The 19005-nt window shown below is 53.4% G+C and carries 2 protein-coding genes; both read left to right on the top strand.

Annotation, left to right across the window (positions count from 1 at the left end; all coding sequences use genetic code 11):
* Positions 1–361: 361 nt before the first annotated feature.
* Positions 362–12607, top strand: coding sequence for a hypothetical protein (locus IPQ00_07675; GenBank protein ID MBL0240436.1), 12246 nt, complete (start codon positions 362–364; stop codon positions 12605–12607).
* Between the two features lie 787 nt (positions 12608–13394).
* The gene (locus tag IPQ00_07670; GenBank protein ID MBL0240435.1) at positions 13395–18860 is read left to right on the top strand and encodes a carboxypeptidase regulatory-like domain-containing protein; all 5466 of its coding nucleotides are present in this window, start codon (positions 13395–13397) and stop codon (positions 18858–18860) included.
* Positions 18861–19005: the final 145 nt, after the last annotated feature.

The raw sequence follows: 19005 nt of genomic DNA, 5'->3' as shown, positions 1-19005 counted from the left end.
AAATTTTCGAGGCTCCGAAGCGTTTGCTCCGGAGCCTTGTTTGGTTCGCAACATCCTTAAAATACCGGCACTTGTCGATTATTTTGTTCGGTGCGAGCAGTCAATAAGTTGTCGCATTAATTCCATAAATAAAGGGCTGCCAACTGGCTTTGCTCTCCCATCAGCAATAGCTGACCAGATCCTCAGCTAGTTTCAAACATATCGGTTTAGCTTGACATAGAGTCAAAGTGGTTTATAATCCGTTTGTTTCAACTAGAAATTAGTCCATTGCCCGGCGGTCGTGAGATCCAGCTTTAAGCTGAAGCTCACGCTTCGTTCTGCGAGATATAATAGGAAAATTACACCGGAGAATTCTTAAGTTATGTTTAACCGTAAAGTGTCGATTCGTATAGCCCTAAGTTTCGTGATATTCACATTTCTTGCGACGGCGCTAATTGCCCAGGACCTTGCTGAACCCGCGACCGCGGAATTAAAAAGCACTAAAGGGAAGTCCGCAGAGAACGTAATAGAAAGTATGTTCCCTTATGCGTCCGATGGAATTAGAAATAGTGCGGTTATATGGAATACGGATATTGCCGACGCAGGCACCTATCTGTTTGCGACGACCACCTCCGGTTCGTTGACAGATATGTCTGCCGGCACCACGCAACTAGTCGCGGCGAACGCCGATGATACGGCCTCGGCAGTCACAAACATTGGTTTCGACTTTTATTTTCAGGGAGTTCGGTATTCGCAATTCTCGGTTAACTCAAACGGTTCGGTCCGTCTTGGTTCAGTGGCAACTTCGGGCACGGCATACAACCCGCTCGGCTTAGCAAGCTCTTCAATTATTACGGCTTATGGCGCCGATCAGAGAACGCACACAACCGGTAAAGTTCACTTTAAGGTCACAGGCACGGCTGGAAGTCGCGTGGTCGTTATTGAATTCCTGAATATGCAGGCGAATTTCAGTACGGGCGGCACGGCTGATCTGACTTATCAAGTTCGCTTGAGCGAAACGACGGGCGTCATCGAATTTGTGTACGGTCCGATGGCTATGAGCACGGCTGGGGCGGCAGACGCTAACTCAAACAGTCCGCAGTTTGGATTTTCGTCAAGCAATACCACGGGAAATGTCGGTTCGATAACTGCAGCGCAGAGCGGAGCACCCGCCCCGACATTTGACGGAGCAACGGCAATACCGGTTGATAATCTATATGTCGCGGGAGCGATCACGGTTTTAGATTCGGCAGCGGATGGTTCACGTCGGACATTTGCTTTTACGCCACCTGTTCCCGCTGGGCCAACGGGCCTGAGCTTTACGGCGATTACGCCGATCGCTCAAACACTTAATTGGACGGATAATGCGGTTAACGAAGATCTGTTTGCGATCTACCGTTCGACTGACGGTATAAATTACAGTTATGTCGGATCGGCGGCGGAAGACGCAACGACATTCAACGATACAGGACTTGCTCCTTCCACGAATTATTTTTACCAAGTTTACGCAGTTTCCGAAGGCGCGTTAAGCACGGTATTATTCGGAAGTCAGGCGACAAGCGCACCCGGCAACGATACCTGTAACGGCGCGGGCGGTGTGTGGAGTTCGGCTGGAACCTGGACGGATGGATCGGTTCCGACCGCTACGGACAACGTAACGATCGGCACGGGATGCACAGTCGAGGTTGATATCACGACCGCTGTTGCGTACAACGTAACGGTTAATAGTGGTGGCACTCTCCAATCGCCTGCAACGGGAGCGACTACTACCAATAATCTGACGGTCAGCAATAACGTAACCAATAACGGAACGCTTGATTTCAGCACCAACGGCGATACGTCGGGTGCGATCTTGACGTTTGGGGCGGGTGTCAATGACGTTGTATTTAACGGAACCGGAGCAACAACGGATGTCAGAGCGATCGCAATCGCAAAAGGCGCACGCGCGACGGTCGTTGAATTAAGCCCGACAAACTTTACGGTTCAGGGTGCCAACACCGATACCGCGGGATTCTTAACGATAACCAGCGGTACATTCAAAATTTCGGGTTCGTTCGCCGCAACCAACAGAGTATTCACTGCGCCGGCGTATTCAATTCCTACGTTAGGTGGATTCTGGATCAACAATCCGAATTTCACGGTCGCCGGTCAAAACGGATCACCGACAACAACCGGATTGCTGAGAATATCAAACGGTACGTTAAACGTCGGTACAGGCGCGGGCAATTCGATGGCGTTTGCAACGGGCAGTACGATCATCGTCGAAGGCGGGGCGGTTAATGTGGCTGGTAGATTTGCTGTGAGTGCGGCGGGAAATGCGATCACCTATACGCAAACAGGCGGAATCATTACTGTGTGCACCGTCGGTAATACTTCGGGTACGCTTGGCAGCTTCGACCTAGGAACAGGTTTAGCCTCGACTATTACAATGTCCGGAGGAACGATCGTCACCCAACTTCAGGCGACGACGATCGACTATCGTAACCAAGCCGGAACCGGCATTGTGGGCGTAACGGGCGGAACACTGCAATTAGGTAATGCCAATTCGGGTGCGGCTAAATCGTTTAACATTCGCGGTGTCGTTCCGAATCTCGTGGTTGATAATACGAGTGCGGGTCATACTGGGACATACAGTACAACCCTGGCGAATTACAATAATATTTCACGTAATATCACCATAAACACGGGAAGTACTTTGAATTTGGGTAACGTCGTTTTCCTTTTCAACGGAACGACTCTGACCAATAACGGAACTTTGACTCATAACGGAGCAAGTTCAAATACGGTGTTATTTACCGACAATGCACCAGTAACATATACAGGAAGCGGATCGGTAACTGCTCCTTTATCAGCTTTGGGAATTCAATCTACCTTAGGATTTACGATCGATCCCGCATCATCGAATATTCCGGCGAATGCCGTGAGATTATTTGCTGGCAACGTCATCAATTCAAGCAAGTTGACGGTTGGCAACGGCGGCACAACAACTTCGACTGTTCAAATCGGAAATACGACGACACCGACCGCAGCGGGAACTTTTGATTCGCAGATGACTTTCAATCCCGGCTCTGGTGGAATTACCGTCTCTTATTTGAGAACAACCGCTTCAAGAGTTACAGGTGGAGAAATTCCGGCCACGAGATCGATCACCAATCTGACCTTTGACGACAATGACATAACTCATAATTTAGCGGTTGCGGGCGGTGATTTGACGGTGACCGGAACGATGACGTTGACGAACGGTGTGATCGTAACGGGAGCCAATACTCTGATTCACAATGGAACTGCGAGCCGAACGACAGGTTATGTCGGTGGACAGTTAGCCCGCGACTATACCGCGGCTTCTGCGTACACTTACTTCGTAGGTGATAACGGATTTTCACCTGTTAGCGTGAGTGCGACGGCGGTTGGAAGTCCGACGAGTCTCAAGGTGCAGGCGGTCGACTCGACTCTGGCCGGCTTCCTTCCGGGGCAGAGCTTGTCACGTTATTGGAATTTGACCGAAACCGGCGATATTACTGCCAATCTTTCGTTCACATATGATATCGACGCTGCGGATGTGAATGGCAGCGAAGCGGACTACCGAGTCTTCAAACGTGAAGCCGGTGTCAACACAAATCTATGTATCAGCGGCCCGTGTGTAAATTCGGCCACCAATACGCTCGGCCCGGTCGTCGGCGTTACGGATTTCTCATCGTGGACCGGTGCGGAAAATGGAGCATCTGATACGATCGCTCCGGATACAACGATCACATCGAATCCGACAGATCCGAGCCCAAGTGCGGACGCAACGTTTGACTTTACCGGCACCGATTCGGCGATCGCATCGGTTGCGAGCTTTGAATGTCAGATCGACGGCGGCGGCTACACGGCCTGCACATCGCCGAAGACCTACACGGGTCTGAGCGACGGTTCGCATACCTTTAACGTGCGTGCCATCGATACTGCCGGAAATGTGGATGCATCACCGGCAAGCTACACGTGGACGATCAGTACGGCCCCGCTCGGACCTGTGAGTGTAACCGCCACGGCGGGAACGCCCGGCCCGACCGATTACGCGACGCTCAAGGCAGCGTTTGATGCGGTTAATGCCGGCACGCATCAGGGTGTCATCACGGTTTCGATCCTCGGCGACACCACCGAGACCGCATCTGCTGTTCTTAATGAGAGCGGATCGGGTTCGGCGTCATATTCGGCAATCAGCATCAAGCCGACCGGCGGTGCTGCACGAACGATCTCGGGTGATATCGCCGGACATCTCGTTGACCTCAATGGTGCCGACAACGTCACAATAGACGGTTTGAACACGGGCGGAAACAGCCTTACGATCTCGAATGTCTCGCAACAGACAACGGCGAGCACCATTCGCTTCAACAATGACGCTACGGGCAACACGGTCACCAACTCGACGGTATCCGGTTCGACAGGAGCAGCGTTGAGCTCAGGATTCGGCGTCATATACTTCGGAGCCGCAACGGTGACGGGTAATGACAACAACACGATCAGTAACAACAACATCACGGCCGCCGGCAGCAATCTGCCGATAAACGGTATTTTCTCTCAGAACCTTACCGCCGCGACCGACAATAGCAGCATAACGATCAGTGGAAATAATATTTCCAACTTCTTTAACACCAACAGTGCATCGAGCGCCGTCAACGTCAACTCGGGCAACTCAGGCTGGACCGTCTCAAACAACAAGATATTCCAGACCGGAACCCGAACATACCTGACCGCTGCGACTCACAACGGTGTGTTTGTCACATCGGGTTCGGGTTACACGGTAACCGGCAACACGATCGGCTACGCGGCCGCTAATGGAACAGGCATTTACACGATGACCGGCACGGTTTTGACTCGCTTTGTCGCGATCAATCTCGCCGTCGGCACGGCCGCAACAACGTCGGTTCAGGGCAACACGGTAGCCTCGATCTCGATCGCGGGTATCGGTATCAATTCCGGTAACGGGTCGCTTGCGGGCGTCAATATAGCCTCCGGTAATGTAAATGTCGGTGATATCACGCCGAACACCTTCGGTGCGACATCGGGTACAGGTTCGCTCACGGCGACCCCGACGACAACGGTCGCGGCCGCTATCGTCGGCGTTAATAGCGCGTCGACCGGTGACGTAGTTATCAGTAACAATACGTTTGGTTCGTTTACGTCGGCTGGGCCGGCGGCGACAAACCCCGGCGCGGCGTTCGGCATAAACGTCTCGGGAGCTGCAGCATCGATATCTATCACGGGTAACACGTTTGGAAACGCGACCGCTGAGAATATCCGGGCCGGAGTTTTGGGTACAACGACCGGCAGTTCGATCGCCGGCGGCATAATCCAGACCGCGGTCCCGAGCGTTTTCAATTATTCGAATAACACTATTCAGAATATCTCGGCTTACGGCACGGGTACCGGCGGTTATGTACGCGGTATTCAGACCGGAACTACATCAAGTGCGACTGCAACCGGAACAATAAATAACAACACGATCACCAATCTGACAACGAGCGGTGCCCTTTCCGGACAATCGAATGGAAACTCGTCCGCACAGGGGATCCAGTTTATGGCGGGCGTCAATTCGACGGTCTCCGGCAATTCGATCTCTAACATTTCGAATGTTAATGCCGGAGTTGTCGGAACGGTAGTCGCAGGTATCGTACACGCATCCGGAACCAATACCGTGATCTCGAACAATAGAATCTGGGGACTCAGCAATGCCAGTACGGCGACATCACTGACGCTACCTAATGTTATTTCGGGTATCGTTATACGTTCAGGCACGACTGCTGTTACGGTTCAGAACAATATGATCTCGGTTGGCAATGGTCAGGCGACCAATTCTTACGTCTTCGGTATCTGGGGTAACCACGGTTCGACCCCGGATCCGCTTGATAAGGTGTACTTCAACACCGTCAACATCGAGGGCACGGTCGCATCCGGTGCCGCACCAAGTGCAGGATTCCACCGTGGAGACCTGACGGCGACGAACAAGAACCCGGCCGTTGACGTTCGAAACAACATATTTGTTAACTCTCGCTCAGGCGGAACCGGCAAGCACTATGCGATCGCCAACCACATCGGCGGAGCAAGTTCGAATGCGACCGGATGGTCCACGGTCAATAACAACGTTCTGAACGCAAACGCGTCGACAATCGGTTATTGGACGACGGATCAGACCTTTGCCGGCTGGAAATTGGCCTCAAGCGGCGATTCGTTGAGCTATTCGAATATCCCGGTCACTTTTGTGAATAACGTAAGTGATCTCCACTTAAATATGGGCGTGACGCCGACCTCGATCGAATCCGGCGGCGTTGCCATTGCCGGTATTACGACCGACATCGACGGCCAGACCCGTCCGGGACCGACAGGTTCCGTCAACGGCGGAGCGATCGCTCCTGACATCGGCGCCGACGAGTTTGACGGAGTATACCTGGATGGTTCAGCACCGATCATCACATATTCGGCACTTAGCAGTGTGACCTCGACGACAAATCGTACGCTTTCAGTAAACATCACGGACGGTACCGGTGTTGCGGGCGGCGGAAATGCACCGAGAGTCTACTTCAAGAAGTTGGCCGACGCTACATACGCTTCGACGGCCTGCTCGTTCGCCAGCGGAACGCCGCAAAACGGCACATATAACTGCGTGATCGATTACTCGCTTGTCGGTGGCGGAGCGGTTGTCACGGGTGACACCGTGCAGTACTTTGTCGTTGCTCAGGATTTGGTGGGCAACCTCAGTTCGAACCCGAGCGTGGGCTTTACAGGTACTGACGTCAATACCGTCACAACTCCGCCCACAACGCCGAATGCGTATATGATATCTGCACCGTTCACGGGAATGTATACGGTCGGTTCGGGTGGTACATATCCTTCGCTGACGAACGCGGGTGGTATCTTTGAGGCTATAAACAGTGGTGTCGTTACAGGTAATATAACGATCGAGATCGTCAGCGATATGGCTGGCGAAACCGGAGCGGTATCGCTCAACCAAACGACCGAGGAAGGTGCGGGCAACTACACCATCACTATCAAACCGACCGGAGCACCGCGTGTAATAACCGGAAGCAGTACGACCTGGATAATAAGGTTCGCGGATGCTGACCGCGTGACGATCGACGGTTCACTGTCCGGCGGTACGGCAAACGCTGTCGGCGGCGACGCTGCTCTTCGTAATTTGACGATCCAAAATACCAGCACCACTGCAACCGGCGGAGCTGTTATCGTAATGAGTTCTGTCTCGAACGGTGCTCAGAACAACACGATCAAGAACGTCAATATTTCGGGTCAGGATGCAACCCAGACCCTGATCGGAGTCCACATCGGCGGGGCAACCGTCGGAAGTGCCGGCGGCCCGAACAATAATGCCCGTATTGAAAACTGTAGCTTCCAAAAATCGATCATCGGTATTTATGATGCCGGTGCGAGTGCGGCGGCTCAGAATAGTGGCAACGTTGTGACGATGAATGACCTGTCCGCGACCGGAGCTAACAAGCTGCGTCGTGCGGGTATGTTGTTCTTTAACCAAGACAGCTTGCAGGTTTCGATGAACAGCGTCGGCGGTATTGCCAACGACGAGTCCGGAGATAGCTACGGGATCGGCGTCGGAATTCAAGCTTATGATGCAACCACGGTGCTAAGCGGTGCGATCACGAATTCGCTCATTTCACGCAATAAGGTGAACGGAGTCGCGAGCACCAATACAGTAGGCTATTCGATCGCGGGTATCGGCATCTCGGGCGGCACGACGGGTGCGAATATCGTCGCGAACAATATGGTCTCGGGTGTGATGGCTCCGTCAACATCACCTGACATCACCGCCGGCATCTACATTGCCGGTGCAGCGGGTTCGAATACCAAGTTGTACTTCAACTCGGTTTCGATGACCGGTGACCGCGGTGTTGTATCGGGCCAGATCGGCAGCTATGCGGTTGCCATTACAGGTGTGGATCCGGCAGTTGAGCTGAAGGACAACATCTTCTACACAACGCAGACTTCGGGTGGCGGTGCAAATGCCAAGAGTTATGCCCTCGGAATGGTGACAACGGCCTTTGCGAATCTTGATTCGAATTACAACAATTTCGTTTCGACCGGAGCAAACGCAGGCGGCTTCAGAACCGGCGGTATTGGAACTTCGGGGACCGATTCGGTGAGTTTGGCGGCATGGCAGACCTTGACTTTGAAGGATGCTAATTCGCTGGAGCTCGATCCGATGTTCGTCGACCCGATGTCAGATCTGCATATTCCGGCGGCGAGCCCGATGACCAATGCTGGATCAGCAGCAGGCGGCATCACGGTCGACTTTGACGGTGACACCCGACCGGCAACGCCTGCTATCGGGGCGGACGAGGTCGATGTGACTGCACCGGATACTCAGATCCTGACTGGGCCGGCAAACCCGACCTCGAGTGCTAATGCGACGTTCACCTTTAGTGGAACGGATTCGGCGATGTCGGCGGTCGCGAGTTTTGAGTGTCAGTTGGACGGCAGCGGTTTTGCCGCCTGTACTTCACCGGCTTCATATATGGGCCTTAGTGACGGTATGCATAACTTCCAGGTCCGTGCAAAAGACGGAGCGGGTAATGTTGACCCCACACCGGCGACCTATTTGTGGACCGTTGACTTAACCGGACCGGATACGACGATCCTGACAAATCCGACCAACCCGAGCAACAGCTCTTCCGCGACGTTTACGTTTACCGGAACGGATACCCTCTTGGGAATACCGGCTTTGAGTTTTGAGTGTCAGATCGATGGCGGTGGTTATTCGGCATGTAGTTCGCCGAAGACTTATACCGGTCTTGCGGACGGCTCGCATACCTTCGACGTCCGAGCCAAGGACTCGGCCGGCAACGTCGACCCGTCACCTGCTACCTATACGTGGAACATCGTTACGGCCGCCACCGGACCGGTCTCCGTTACGGCGACCGCCGGAACGCCGGGCCCGATCGACTACCCGACGTTGAAGGATGCGTTTGACGCCATCAACGCCGGCACTCATCAGGGTGCGGTAACTGTCAGCGTCGTTTCCAACACTACCGAAACCGCACCGGCTGTTCTTAACAGCAATGGTGCCGGTACTGCGGCCTACACTTCCGTTCTTGTACGTCCGGTCAATGACGGAGTCACCGTTTCGGGTGCCACTGTAGCGGGACGCGGCCTGGTCGAACTCAATGGTGCAGATAACGTCACCATCGACGGCGACAATCCGAACACGGCAGGTACAAATCGCAACCTGACGTTCACGAATACGGCGGCGAACACCGTGGCATTCACTTCGGTGATACGTATCGCGGTGGCGGCAACGGTGGTCACTTCGGCCGACGGCGACACCATCAAGAACGTCCACGTCATCGGTAATGCAACCGGTAGAAACATCTCGACGGCGACTTCGACGACCGGCTCTGAGAACACGGTATTCGGCATCTATGCCGGACCGGGTGCTTCGACAGCATCGGCGACGACGGCACCGTCGGCCATTACATCGGTTTCGACCTCGGTCGGTGCCGGTGCAACTGCTACCAATCTGACGATCACAAACAACTCGATCGCCACGGTCGCCCGCGGCGTAACGGTCAACGGTTCGGCGACAACGGTGTTCCCGGGCTTGCTGATCAACAACAATGAGATTGGTAACCAGACCGCCGGAGCTGCCGACCAGGTAACATCGATCGGTATTACGGCTCAGGGCTCTGCCAACGGCGTAATTTCCGGCAACACGGTCTGGGTCGAGGGCTACGTCGCATCGAGTACTGCAACGCATGGCATCAACGTCGGCGTCAACAGTGCGATCGGAACGTTCACCATCGACAGCAACAAGGTTAATCGCACACGCAACAGCAACAGCGGTTCCTGGAGTGCATTCGGCATCAATCTCGGCGGCGGTAGCAACCACATCGTCCAGAACAATTTCGTGTCCGGCGTGATCAACGATCAGACTGCCGGCACGGGAGCGTTCAGTACCTCATTCGGAGCATTCGGTATCCGTGTTGCGTCGGGCACCGGCCATAAGATCTACCACAACTCGGTAAATCTTTACGGTCCGATGGGCGGCGTGACGAGTTCACTCCTGACTGCGTCGTTTGGTGTTACGTCGACAACGTTGACGGGTATCGATGTTAGAAATAACGTCTTCGCCAATACGATCTCGGGCGGTAATCCGGCCGGGACCCGTAATGTCGCTGTATTCTTGCCGTCGGCAGCCACGGCAGCGATGAATCTGACGGACAATAACAACGCGTACTTTGTCGGAACCGATCCGAACAACCGTCTCGCACAGGTGGGCACGACGTTCGGTACCGGCGAATACACAGTAGCGGCGTTTGACCCGACGGCAACGGTGCCGGCCAGCAACTTCAGGTCCTACACCAGCACCCTTTCAGCGGCCGGAACTAACGATAATTTGGCGTTTGCCTCGACGGCACTCGCTCCATTTACGTCCGCCACCAATCTGCACATTCCGAATGCGACGGCGACGCCGCTCGAGTCGGCCGGTGCAACGGTCGGTGTGTTGACGGATATCGACGGCGAGACTCGCCCGAACGGTTCGGCTCCGGATCTCGGTGCTGACGAATTCGTCGGAACGCCGCCGCCGGCTAACGACATCGCGGCCGCAACCATCTTGGTTCCGGTCAATGCCAGCACTGTGTCTACCGGCACCGCGCCGACGCCGCAGGCGACGTTCACCAATGTGGGTTCGGCAACGCAGACAGGTGTCGGTGTTTCCTTTACCATCAGCGGACCGGGCGGCTATAGCTACACCGATCCGCAGGTCATCGCGACGATCGCACCGTTCCAGTCGGTAACCGTCACATTTTCGGCGGCTCCGACGATCACGACTCCGGGTGCCTACACGATGTCCGCGGCGGTTACGACGGCGGACAGCAATGCTGCTAACGACGTGGTCAACGGCGGATTTAACGCGGCGGCACCACTTGGCGGCACATATACGGTTGGCGGCGGCGGTAACTTTGCATCGCTGACCAATCCGGGCGGCCTGTTCGAGCAGCTCAATCTGCTCGGTGCGGGCAGCAACGTGACGGCTGACATCACAACCGACCTGACGGCTGAGACGGGAGCTATCCAGCTCAACCAGTTGCCGGGCGGATTTGGCCTGACGATCAAACCGAGCGGTGCACCGCGTACCATCTCGGGCAATGGAGCGTCACTCGCGCTTATCAAACTCTATGGAGCTGATAATGTCACGATCGACGGTTCGCTCTCGGGCGGCACGGATCGCAGTCTGACCATCACCTACGGCAACACCGGCGGTACGGTCATCTGGATCCAGGCGGCAAGTGCGGCGAATGGTGCTCTCGGCACGACCATCAAGAACACAAACATCTCGGGGAATACGGGCACGACCATCATTTCCGGTATCCTCTCGGGCAGTGGCGTGACACTTGGTGGGCCGGCAGAGTCGCCAAACTCTAATACGACGATCGAAAACAACTGGATATATCGCGTACAGAACGCAATATACAGTCAGGGTGCGGTCGCCTTTGACCAAAACTGGAATATCACGGGCAATACGTTCGGATCGACCGTCGCGGCCGACAAGAACTCGTTCCGAGGTATGCTGATCGGTAACGTTCAGAACTTTGTCATCAACGGCAACACGATCTCGGGCATCTCTTCGGCTCCGACGACGACTGCCGCGATGAGCGGTATCCAGCTCGCGTTTGCCATCAATGGCGGTACGATCGCGAATAACGTCATCCGCGACATTCGCAACAATAGTGCGAGTGGAACGGGTGCCTACGGAATCAATATGACATCGACATCGGCGGCGGCCAATGTGACCATTGCCAACAACTCTGTGTCCGACATCGCGGCACTGGGTTCGGCGACGGTTTTGAGCAACGGATTTGGTATCAACTTCAATGCGGCCGGTGCGTCGGGCTATAAGCTCTACCATAACTCGGTCAATATGAATGCGAACCAATCGTCGGGAACAACTGCTGCATTGCAAGTTGCTGCCGTGTCCACGGCCGGTGCCATCGATGCCCAAAACAACATTTTCGCAAATACTCAGACATCGGGTGCGACCCGTTACGCCGTGTACAGCACGTCCCCGGCGAGCGTCTTTAGCCCGATCAATTACAATGATTACTTTGCGGCAAATGTTGGCTTCGTCGGTGGTTCGGCGAGGGTGACCCTTGGCGACTGGCAGACGGCGACGACGCAGGATGCCAATTCGCAGGCGGTCGATCCGCTATTCCTCGCTCCGACCAATCTGCACATCAGTGCCGGTAGCCCGATGATCGATGCGGCGGTAACGATTCCCACGGTCACAACCGATTTCGACGGCCAGACCCGTCCTATCGGAGCGGCCAATGACATCGGTGCCGACGAATGGGTCGCGACCATCTCGATCTCGGGACGCGTCCTGACATCCGATGGCCAGGGCATCAAGAACGCCATCGTTACGCTTACCGATAGCGGTATGGGACCGAAACGCACTACGCTCACCGGAGCGTTCGGTTACTACTCGTTCACGGGACAACCGAGCAACGTGGTCTACACGGTAGCAGTGTCGTCCAAGCGATTCACGTTCACGCCGAACTTTCAATCCGTTGGCGGCTATGCCGATATAACGGACTTCGACTTCGTCGCCGATCCGCTGCCGTAACCCTTTAGCCGGACGCCGTAACGTGCGTCCGCATTTTCTTTAAGACTTGCCGGCTCGCGAGACACTTCGCGGGCCGGCAATTTTAACGTTTGTTGCGTATCATCGATAAGATGTTGTGCAGTATGCAACAAATGTGCGATAATTATGTTTGACCCCGAAATGGATCTCTGATTTGCGTTATTCGGAGCCTTGGTCTGTGAGCTTATTGGAAAAGCGATTAAAGTATATGAGAAAGCGTTGGTCAGGACGACACACAACATAGTCGACACAAAATGCACAAAACGCAAATAACGTGGGACAGTGGGACAAGATGCAGTTATATCAATAGATGCAACAGTTAACTTGTCCCACCTTTTGTCCCAATTTAAGTATCGTTGGGACAAGGGCGTTGCAAATTGCTCAACGAGCAATATGGCGCGATTTATGGCACGAGTTCAGAGGATCGATATGGCGACGCGACGGGGCGGATCCAAAGGCTTTAATGCTTTGGCGATTGACACATTTGTTGGTTGCGAAAGATGTCTGGCAAGAATGAAAGCCCCTTTGCTCACGGCCTCACCCGTTTGGGTGAAAGTCACTTGACTTTAGACTGCAAATATCTATAATTACAGGAAAATTTCGATAATATAGATTTTCGTTGTTTTGCTTCGAACCTGCGAAAGATTGGCTTGCTCAGCCATTTTTACCGAACATCCTAAGGTTTTAGGTGTTTACTCGAACCAAATATTAGTAAAAAGCAGAAAGGAGTTTCCCCACGCGCGGTTATGCCGCCCTGGGTTCAGCAACTATGTTCAACCGTATCCGTACCGTCCGCACCATCGTCGTATCACTCATCATCATCACGATCTCAGCCGTCACCTTCGCCTCGCCGTGGACAGACGCGTTGAATTTCTTTGGTCTGACGGCAAATGAACCGTTTTCAACATCGGCCGAAAACGCCACCTCGGCCGTTCCGATGTTTGCGACAACCGTAACGACAAACGGCGGTTCCGGCCTCGCGTTCTCGTACGGCGACCTCGCTACAGCAATTACGGCATTGAATGCGGCGACGATTACCAGTCCGGTCGTCATTACGGTGTCCGGTACCGAAACGGCCCCGGCGGGTGGTTACTCAATAACCGCGACGGGAACGGCGGCTAATACGATCACCATCGATGGCAATAGCGGTGGAACCGCGATTACGGCTAATGGAGCGTTGACCTCGGGAGCACTTAACGACTCGATCTTCAAGATAATCGGTGGCGACTATATTACGATCCAGGGATTCGTTATGCAGGAGAATCCGGCAAATACGACGAAAGCGGCGTTAACCAACAATATGACGGAGTGGGGCGTTGCGTTGCTTTATGCTTCTACGACGAACGGCTCACAGAACTGTACGATCCAGAACAATACGATCTCGTTAAATAGGACATATCAAAACACCTTCGGGATCTACAGCAACTCAAGTCACAGTGCTACGGCGGTCACGGCATCGGCTACCGCCACCACCGCAGCAGGCGGCAATGAAAACCTAAAAGTTTACGGCAACATTATTTCAAACGTGAATATGGGTATCGTCCATATCGGCCCGACGGCAGCGGCTGACCAGAACATAAGTGCTGACATTGGAGGCGCGACCGCACCGACGGGAAACAGCATAACGGATTTCGGAACGACTACGACTGGACTCTCGGGCTATGCCAATCTTTCGGGAACTATCAATGGTATTTTGGTCAGAAACACAAAGAATTTCAATATCTCGCGTAATACAATTGCTAGTTCAAACGGTGGTATTACAGCAGGAACGGTGAACGGTATTCAAATACCTGCATCCAGTTTTACACCAACCGGTACACTGACGCAGACTATCAATAACAACAATATTTCACTTCGTCCCGGTGCAAATCTACTTATTAACGGTATCAACATGCCGTCCGGTAGTGTCAACGCAACCACGACTTGCAGCATAAACAACAACGATTTCAATACCTTGGGTCATACTGTCGCGGCTACGTCGGCAATCACATTCATCATCCAAGGCGGCAATCCGCTCAATCAAACTTTTGATAGCAACACGTTCACAAATATTTCTGTAAACACAACCGGCACAATTACGTTCTTCTCGTTTGCCCCATCGCTGATTTCCACCGCCACGATGACTATGAATAACAATTCATCAGTAACCGGATTTACAAGAACGGGCGTTGGAACCACAACAATATGGAGCTCGAATGCGTCGTCTGCGGCCGGATCCACTCAATCCATTAGCAATAACAACTTTTCGAATTTCACTCTGACGGGAGCTTCTGCATTTAATGGCATTGTCGATACCGACAGCGGAACACCAACCAAGACGATCAACGGAAATACGATCTCGAACATCACAACGGAAGCAGGAACCGTAATTCCGATATCCGTCAACTACAGCGCAGCCGGATCGACCGTCAACAACAATATTATCACGGGCATTACCACGGGGAATTCGATCACGGCATTGCTTTTAGGTTCATCTAATGGTGCAACTCTGATAGCTTCGGGTAACACAATTGGTGGAGTAAGTTCGGGTGGTACAACCGTCGTTGGCTTGTCGAGTTTGACGACTGTGGCGAATCTATCAAAAAACAAGATATATGATCTTAGCGGAACGGCGTCCACCTCAATCGTTAGTGGTCTTCAAATCGCAAATACGAATAATTCAAGTACAGTAAACGTTTCAAATAATCTGATCGGTAATCTCACCGCGCCATCGGCTACAGGTTTGAACGCGATTCGAGGAATAGATATTACCGCAGCCGCTGTTACATCCTCCACGTTTAACGTTTATTACAACTCCGTCTATCTTTCTAATCCGACATCAGGGACCGGGTTTGGTTCATCGGGAATCTTCCACACGATTAGCACCACGGCGACAACATCAAAGCTAGATCTTCGCAATAATATTATCGTCAATAATTCAGTTCAAAATGGATCAGGACAAACCGTTGCGTTCCGACGTAGCGGTGGAGCATCGCAAAACTTAGCTAACTATGCGAGCACGTCGAATAACAATCTCTTTTACGCCGGAACTCCCGGTCCCAGTAGGCCAATTTATTATGACGGGATAAGTTCGGCTCAAACGATCGCCGCATACAAGGCGGGCGTATTCACTTCGGGTACGATCGCCCCGCGCGATTCAGCCTCGATCTCAGAGAATCCTCCGTTCTTGAGCACGACGGGGTCAAGCCCGAACTTCCTACACATTAATATGATGGCGCCTACTCAGATCGAAAGCGGTGGCATTACGGTAGCTGGTATCACGACCGACTTCGACGGCGACACTAGAAACGTCTCAACCCCCGATATCGGTGCGGATGAGGGATCGTTTATCGCTCCGGCCTCCAACGATATACAGGCGACGGCGTTTGTTAACCCGACAAATGGTGTAGCAAAAGTCGAGAATACAGCGTTCGCCCCGCAGGCTTCGTTCACTAACAACGGCACGGCAACGCAGATTGGCGTTCCCGTCCGCTACCGCATCTGCAATGACGGCAGTTGCACGACCGAGGTTTACAACGATCTCGGATCGATCGCTTCGATAGCGACGGGCGTCACCACTACAGTCACCTTTGCAAATATTCCGTCCGGCCTCTCGGCGGGTGTTTACACCATCAAGGCAACGGCAGAACTCGCAACCGATACCGTCACCAGTAACGATGAAATAACGGGAACTCTCAATGTTATCGGGCCTCTGGCAACAGGGACGTATACGGTTGGTTCGGGAGGGAATTATCCGTCGCTGACAAATGCCGGCGGCATTTTTGAAACGATCAATACGGTCGGACTGGCCGGCCCGATCACGATCGATATCACAAGCAACCTCACGGGCGAAATGGGAACAAATTCTCTGAATCAGATCGCCGGCGATCACGCTGTACTGATCAAGCCGAGCGGCGGCGTTCGGTCGATTACGGGTGCGGCGGCGGCGACTGCCTTGATTCGCCTAAGTGGTGCGAGCAATGTCACGATCGACGGTTCACTTTCGGGCGGTAGCGACCGTAGTCTAACGATTGAGAACACCTCAACCACGGCACCGCAGGTTGTACGATTTGGCTCGATCGGAGCAACCCCAATCACGGCCAACACATTGAAGAATTGTGTTGTTATAAATGGTGCTAACACGAGCTCGGCGATCGTGGTGACCGATGACACCGGAAGCGCCGGAACATTCAATAACATCATCGTTCAGAATAACGACATAAAAAAGGCATATATCGGTATCTTTACGAATGCAACCGTTCTTGCGGGCAACGGTGCAAACTTGATGATCACGCAAAACAAACTAGATACGTCGGGAGCAAATGCGATCAGACTTGTCGGTATCTATGTCCAAGGTGCTGACGGTTCGACTGTCAGCAACAACAGCGTTGGAAACTTCAACTCAACGGATAATGAAAATGATACTGGAATCTGGTTGGCAACTGGAGCGGTTAACACAACAGTCTCAAGTAATACGGTGACTACGCTCGGTTATACCGGAACGGGTGCTTTTACTGCGTTCGGCATTCGCGACAGCGGCGGTGCGATTGCCTCCGGCAATAAGGTCACCGCGAACGCCGTTTCGGGTATTTCAACCAACGGAACGGCCACCGTCTATGGGATTGAGAATTCGAGTGGCGGCACTTTGATCGACCGCAACATCGTGCAGGGCGTTATCAATACCAACATCAGTACTTACGGCTCATATGGCATCAACATCACGGCGGGAAACAATGTAGTTATGAGGAATAACTTTGTTAGCAATGTTTCCGGCAATATGACAGGCGGTGCAGCATTCTCAACTACGTTCGGCGTCTTTGGTGTGCGCGTCGCTAATGGAAGTGGCCATCAGATTTACAATAACTCGATAAATCTTTACGGCTTAAGGGCTGGAATCGCTACCAGCAGTCTATTAACCGCCGCGTTCGCTATTGTTAACACTAGTTCGACCGATATGGACGTCCGCAATAATATATTTGCAAATAACATCACGGGCGGAACGACATCCATTGCCAATGTCTCGGCGTATCTGCCTTCAGGTGGCACATCCGGTATGAATCTCACCTGGAATAACAATGCTTATTTCTTCGGAACGGATTCGGCACGGCAAGGTGCCGGACAACGAGGAACGACGGCGGGCGGAGCGAACTTCTACACTAGCCTTCCCGCATTGGCAGCGTACTCAAATTCGCTTCACGCAGCCGGAACCAATGACAACGCTTCGCAAGCATTCACGACTTCACCTTCACTCATTTCAAATAATGATTTACATCTGTCAGATTCGACCAGCCCTCTGCTTGGTGCCGGCAATGCGATCGGCTCAGTCTCCGAAGATTACGATGGTGACCCGCGACCGGCGACAGCACCGGACATTGGCGCGGACGAGATCGTACAGGCGACCGGTGGCAGTATTGCGTCGGGAACGTTCTACAACGCTGCACTTGGAGCGGGCGAGACGATCGGTGGCGACGTTACGATCACGAAACGGCTGTACCTAACGGGAACGACCGTTTTGGGAGGTAATGTTCTGACCCTCGGCTGCGACGCATCTGTTACCGGAGCCAGTAGCTTGGCATTCATCGACGGCGCGGTCAAGAAGGATTTCTGTGCGACGGGCGCTTTCTCGTATCCTGTTGGGCAGAATCAATACTCGCCGGTCGGAGCAACGGTCACAGCGGGCACATTCCCGTCGAGCTTGACGGTCACGCCTGATGACACGTTGCTTACCGGATTTACCGATCTGTCGAGAAACTGGAATCTGACCGAGACGGGTGACTTGACGGTTGATCTGACATTCCAGTATGACGACAGCGACGTGATCGCTAACGAGAGTAATTATCGAGTCTATAAGCGTACGGGAGCAGGGGTCGTCACCGAGATGTGTGCTGTGACCTGCGTTGACACGGTAAACAACGTTCTTGGCCCCGTTATCGGCGTCACGGAATTCTCGCGTTGGACCGGTTCCGGGCCTTTGGCACCGACGGCGGCGGATGTGGTTCTTGGCGGGCGGGTTTTGACGGCTGATGGACGCGGAATCAAAAATGCCGTGTTGGTTATCAGCGGAAATACTCTGCCGACGCCGATGAGGGTTTTGACAGGGCCATTCGGCTACTATCGTTTTGATGGCCTCGAGGCCGGCGAGACTTATGTTGTGACGGTAAACTCCAAACGGTTCTTCTTCCAGGCACCGAGCCGCATCGTGACGCTGAGTGACAGCGTCCTCGATGCTGACTTTTTGGCGATGCCTCAGGAGTGACGCCGACTTTCAAGCCCAACTTTGCCGGAGCGACATCTAGCAATTATTAGGCTTGAACGTTAGTCACTGTCGAAAAGCCCTCACCGTCAGCGGTCAGGGCTTTTCGACTTATTGTGCTATCATTTTTGCATAGCGGCAGGCCCCA

The sequence above is a fragment of the Chloracidobacterium sp. genome, from assembly GCA_016720705.1.
GTDB lineage: Bacteria > Acidobacteriota > Blastocatellia > Pyrinomonadales > Pyrinomonadaceae > OLB17.
Note: the sequence above shows the minus strand (reverse complement) of the source record. Positions and strands in the feature narration are given on the sequence as shown.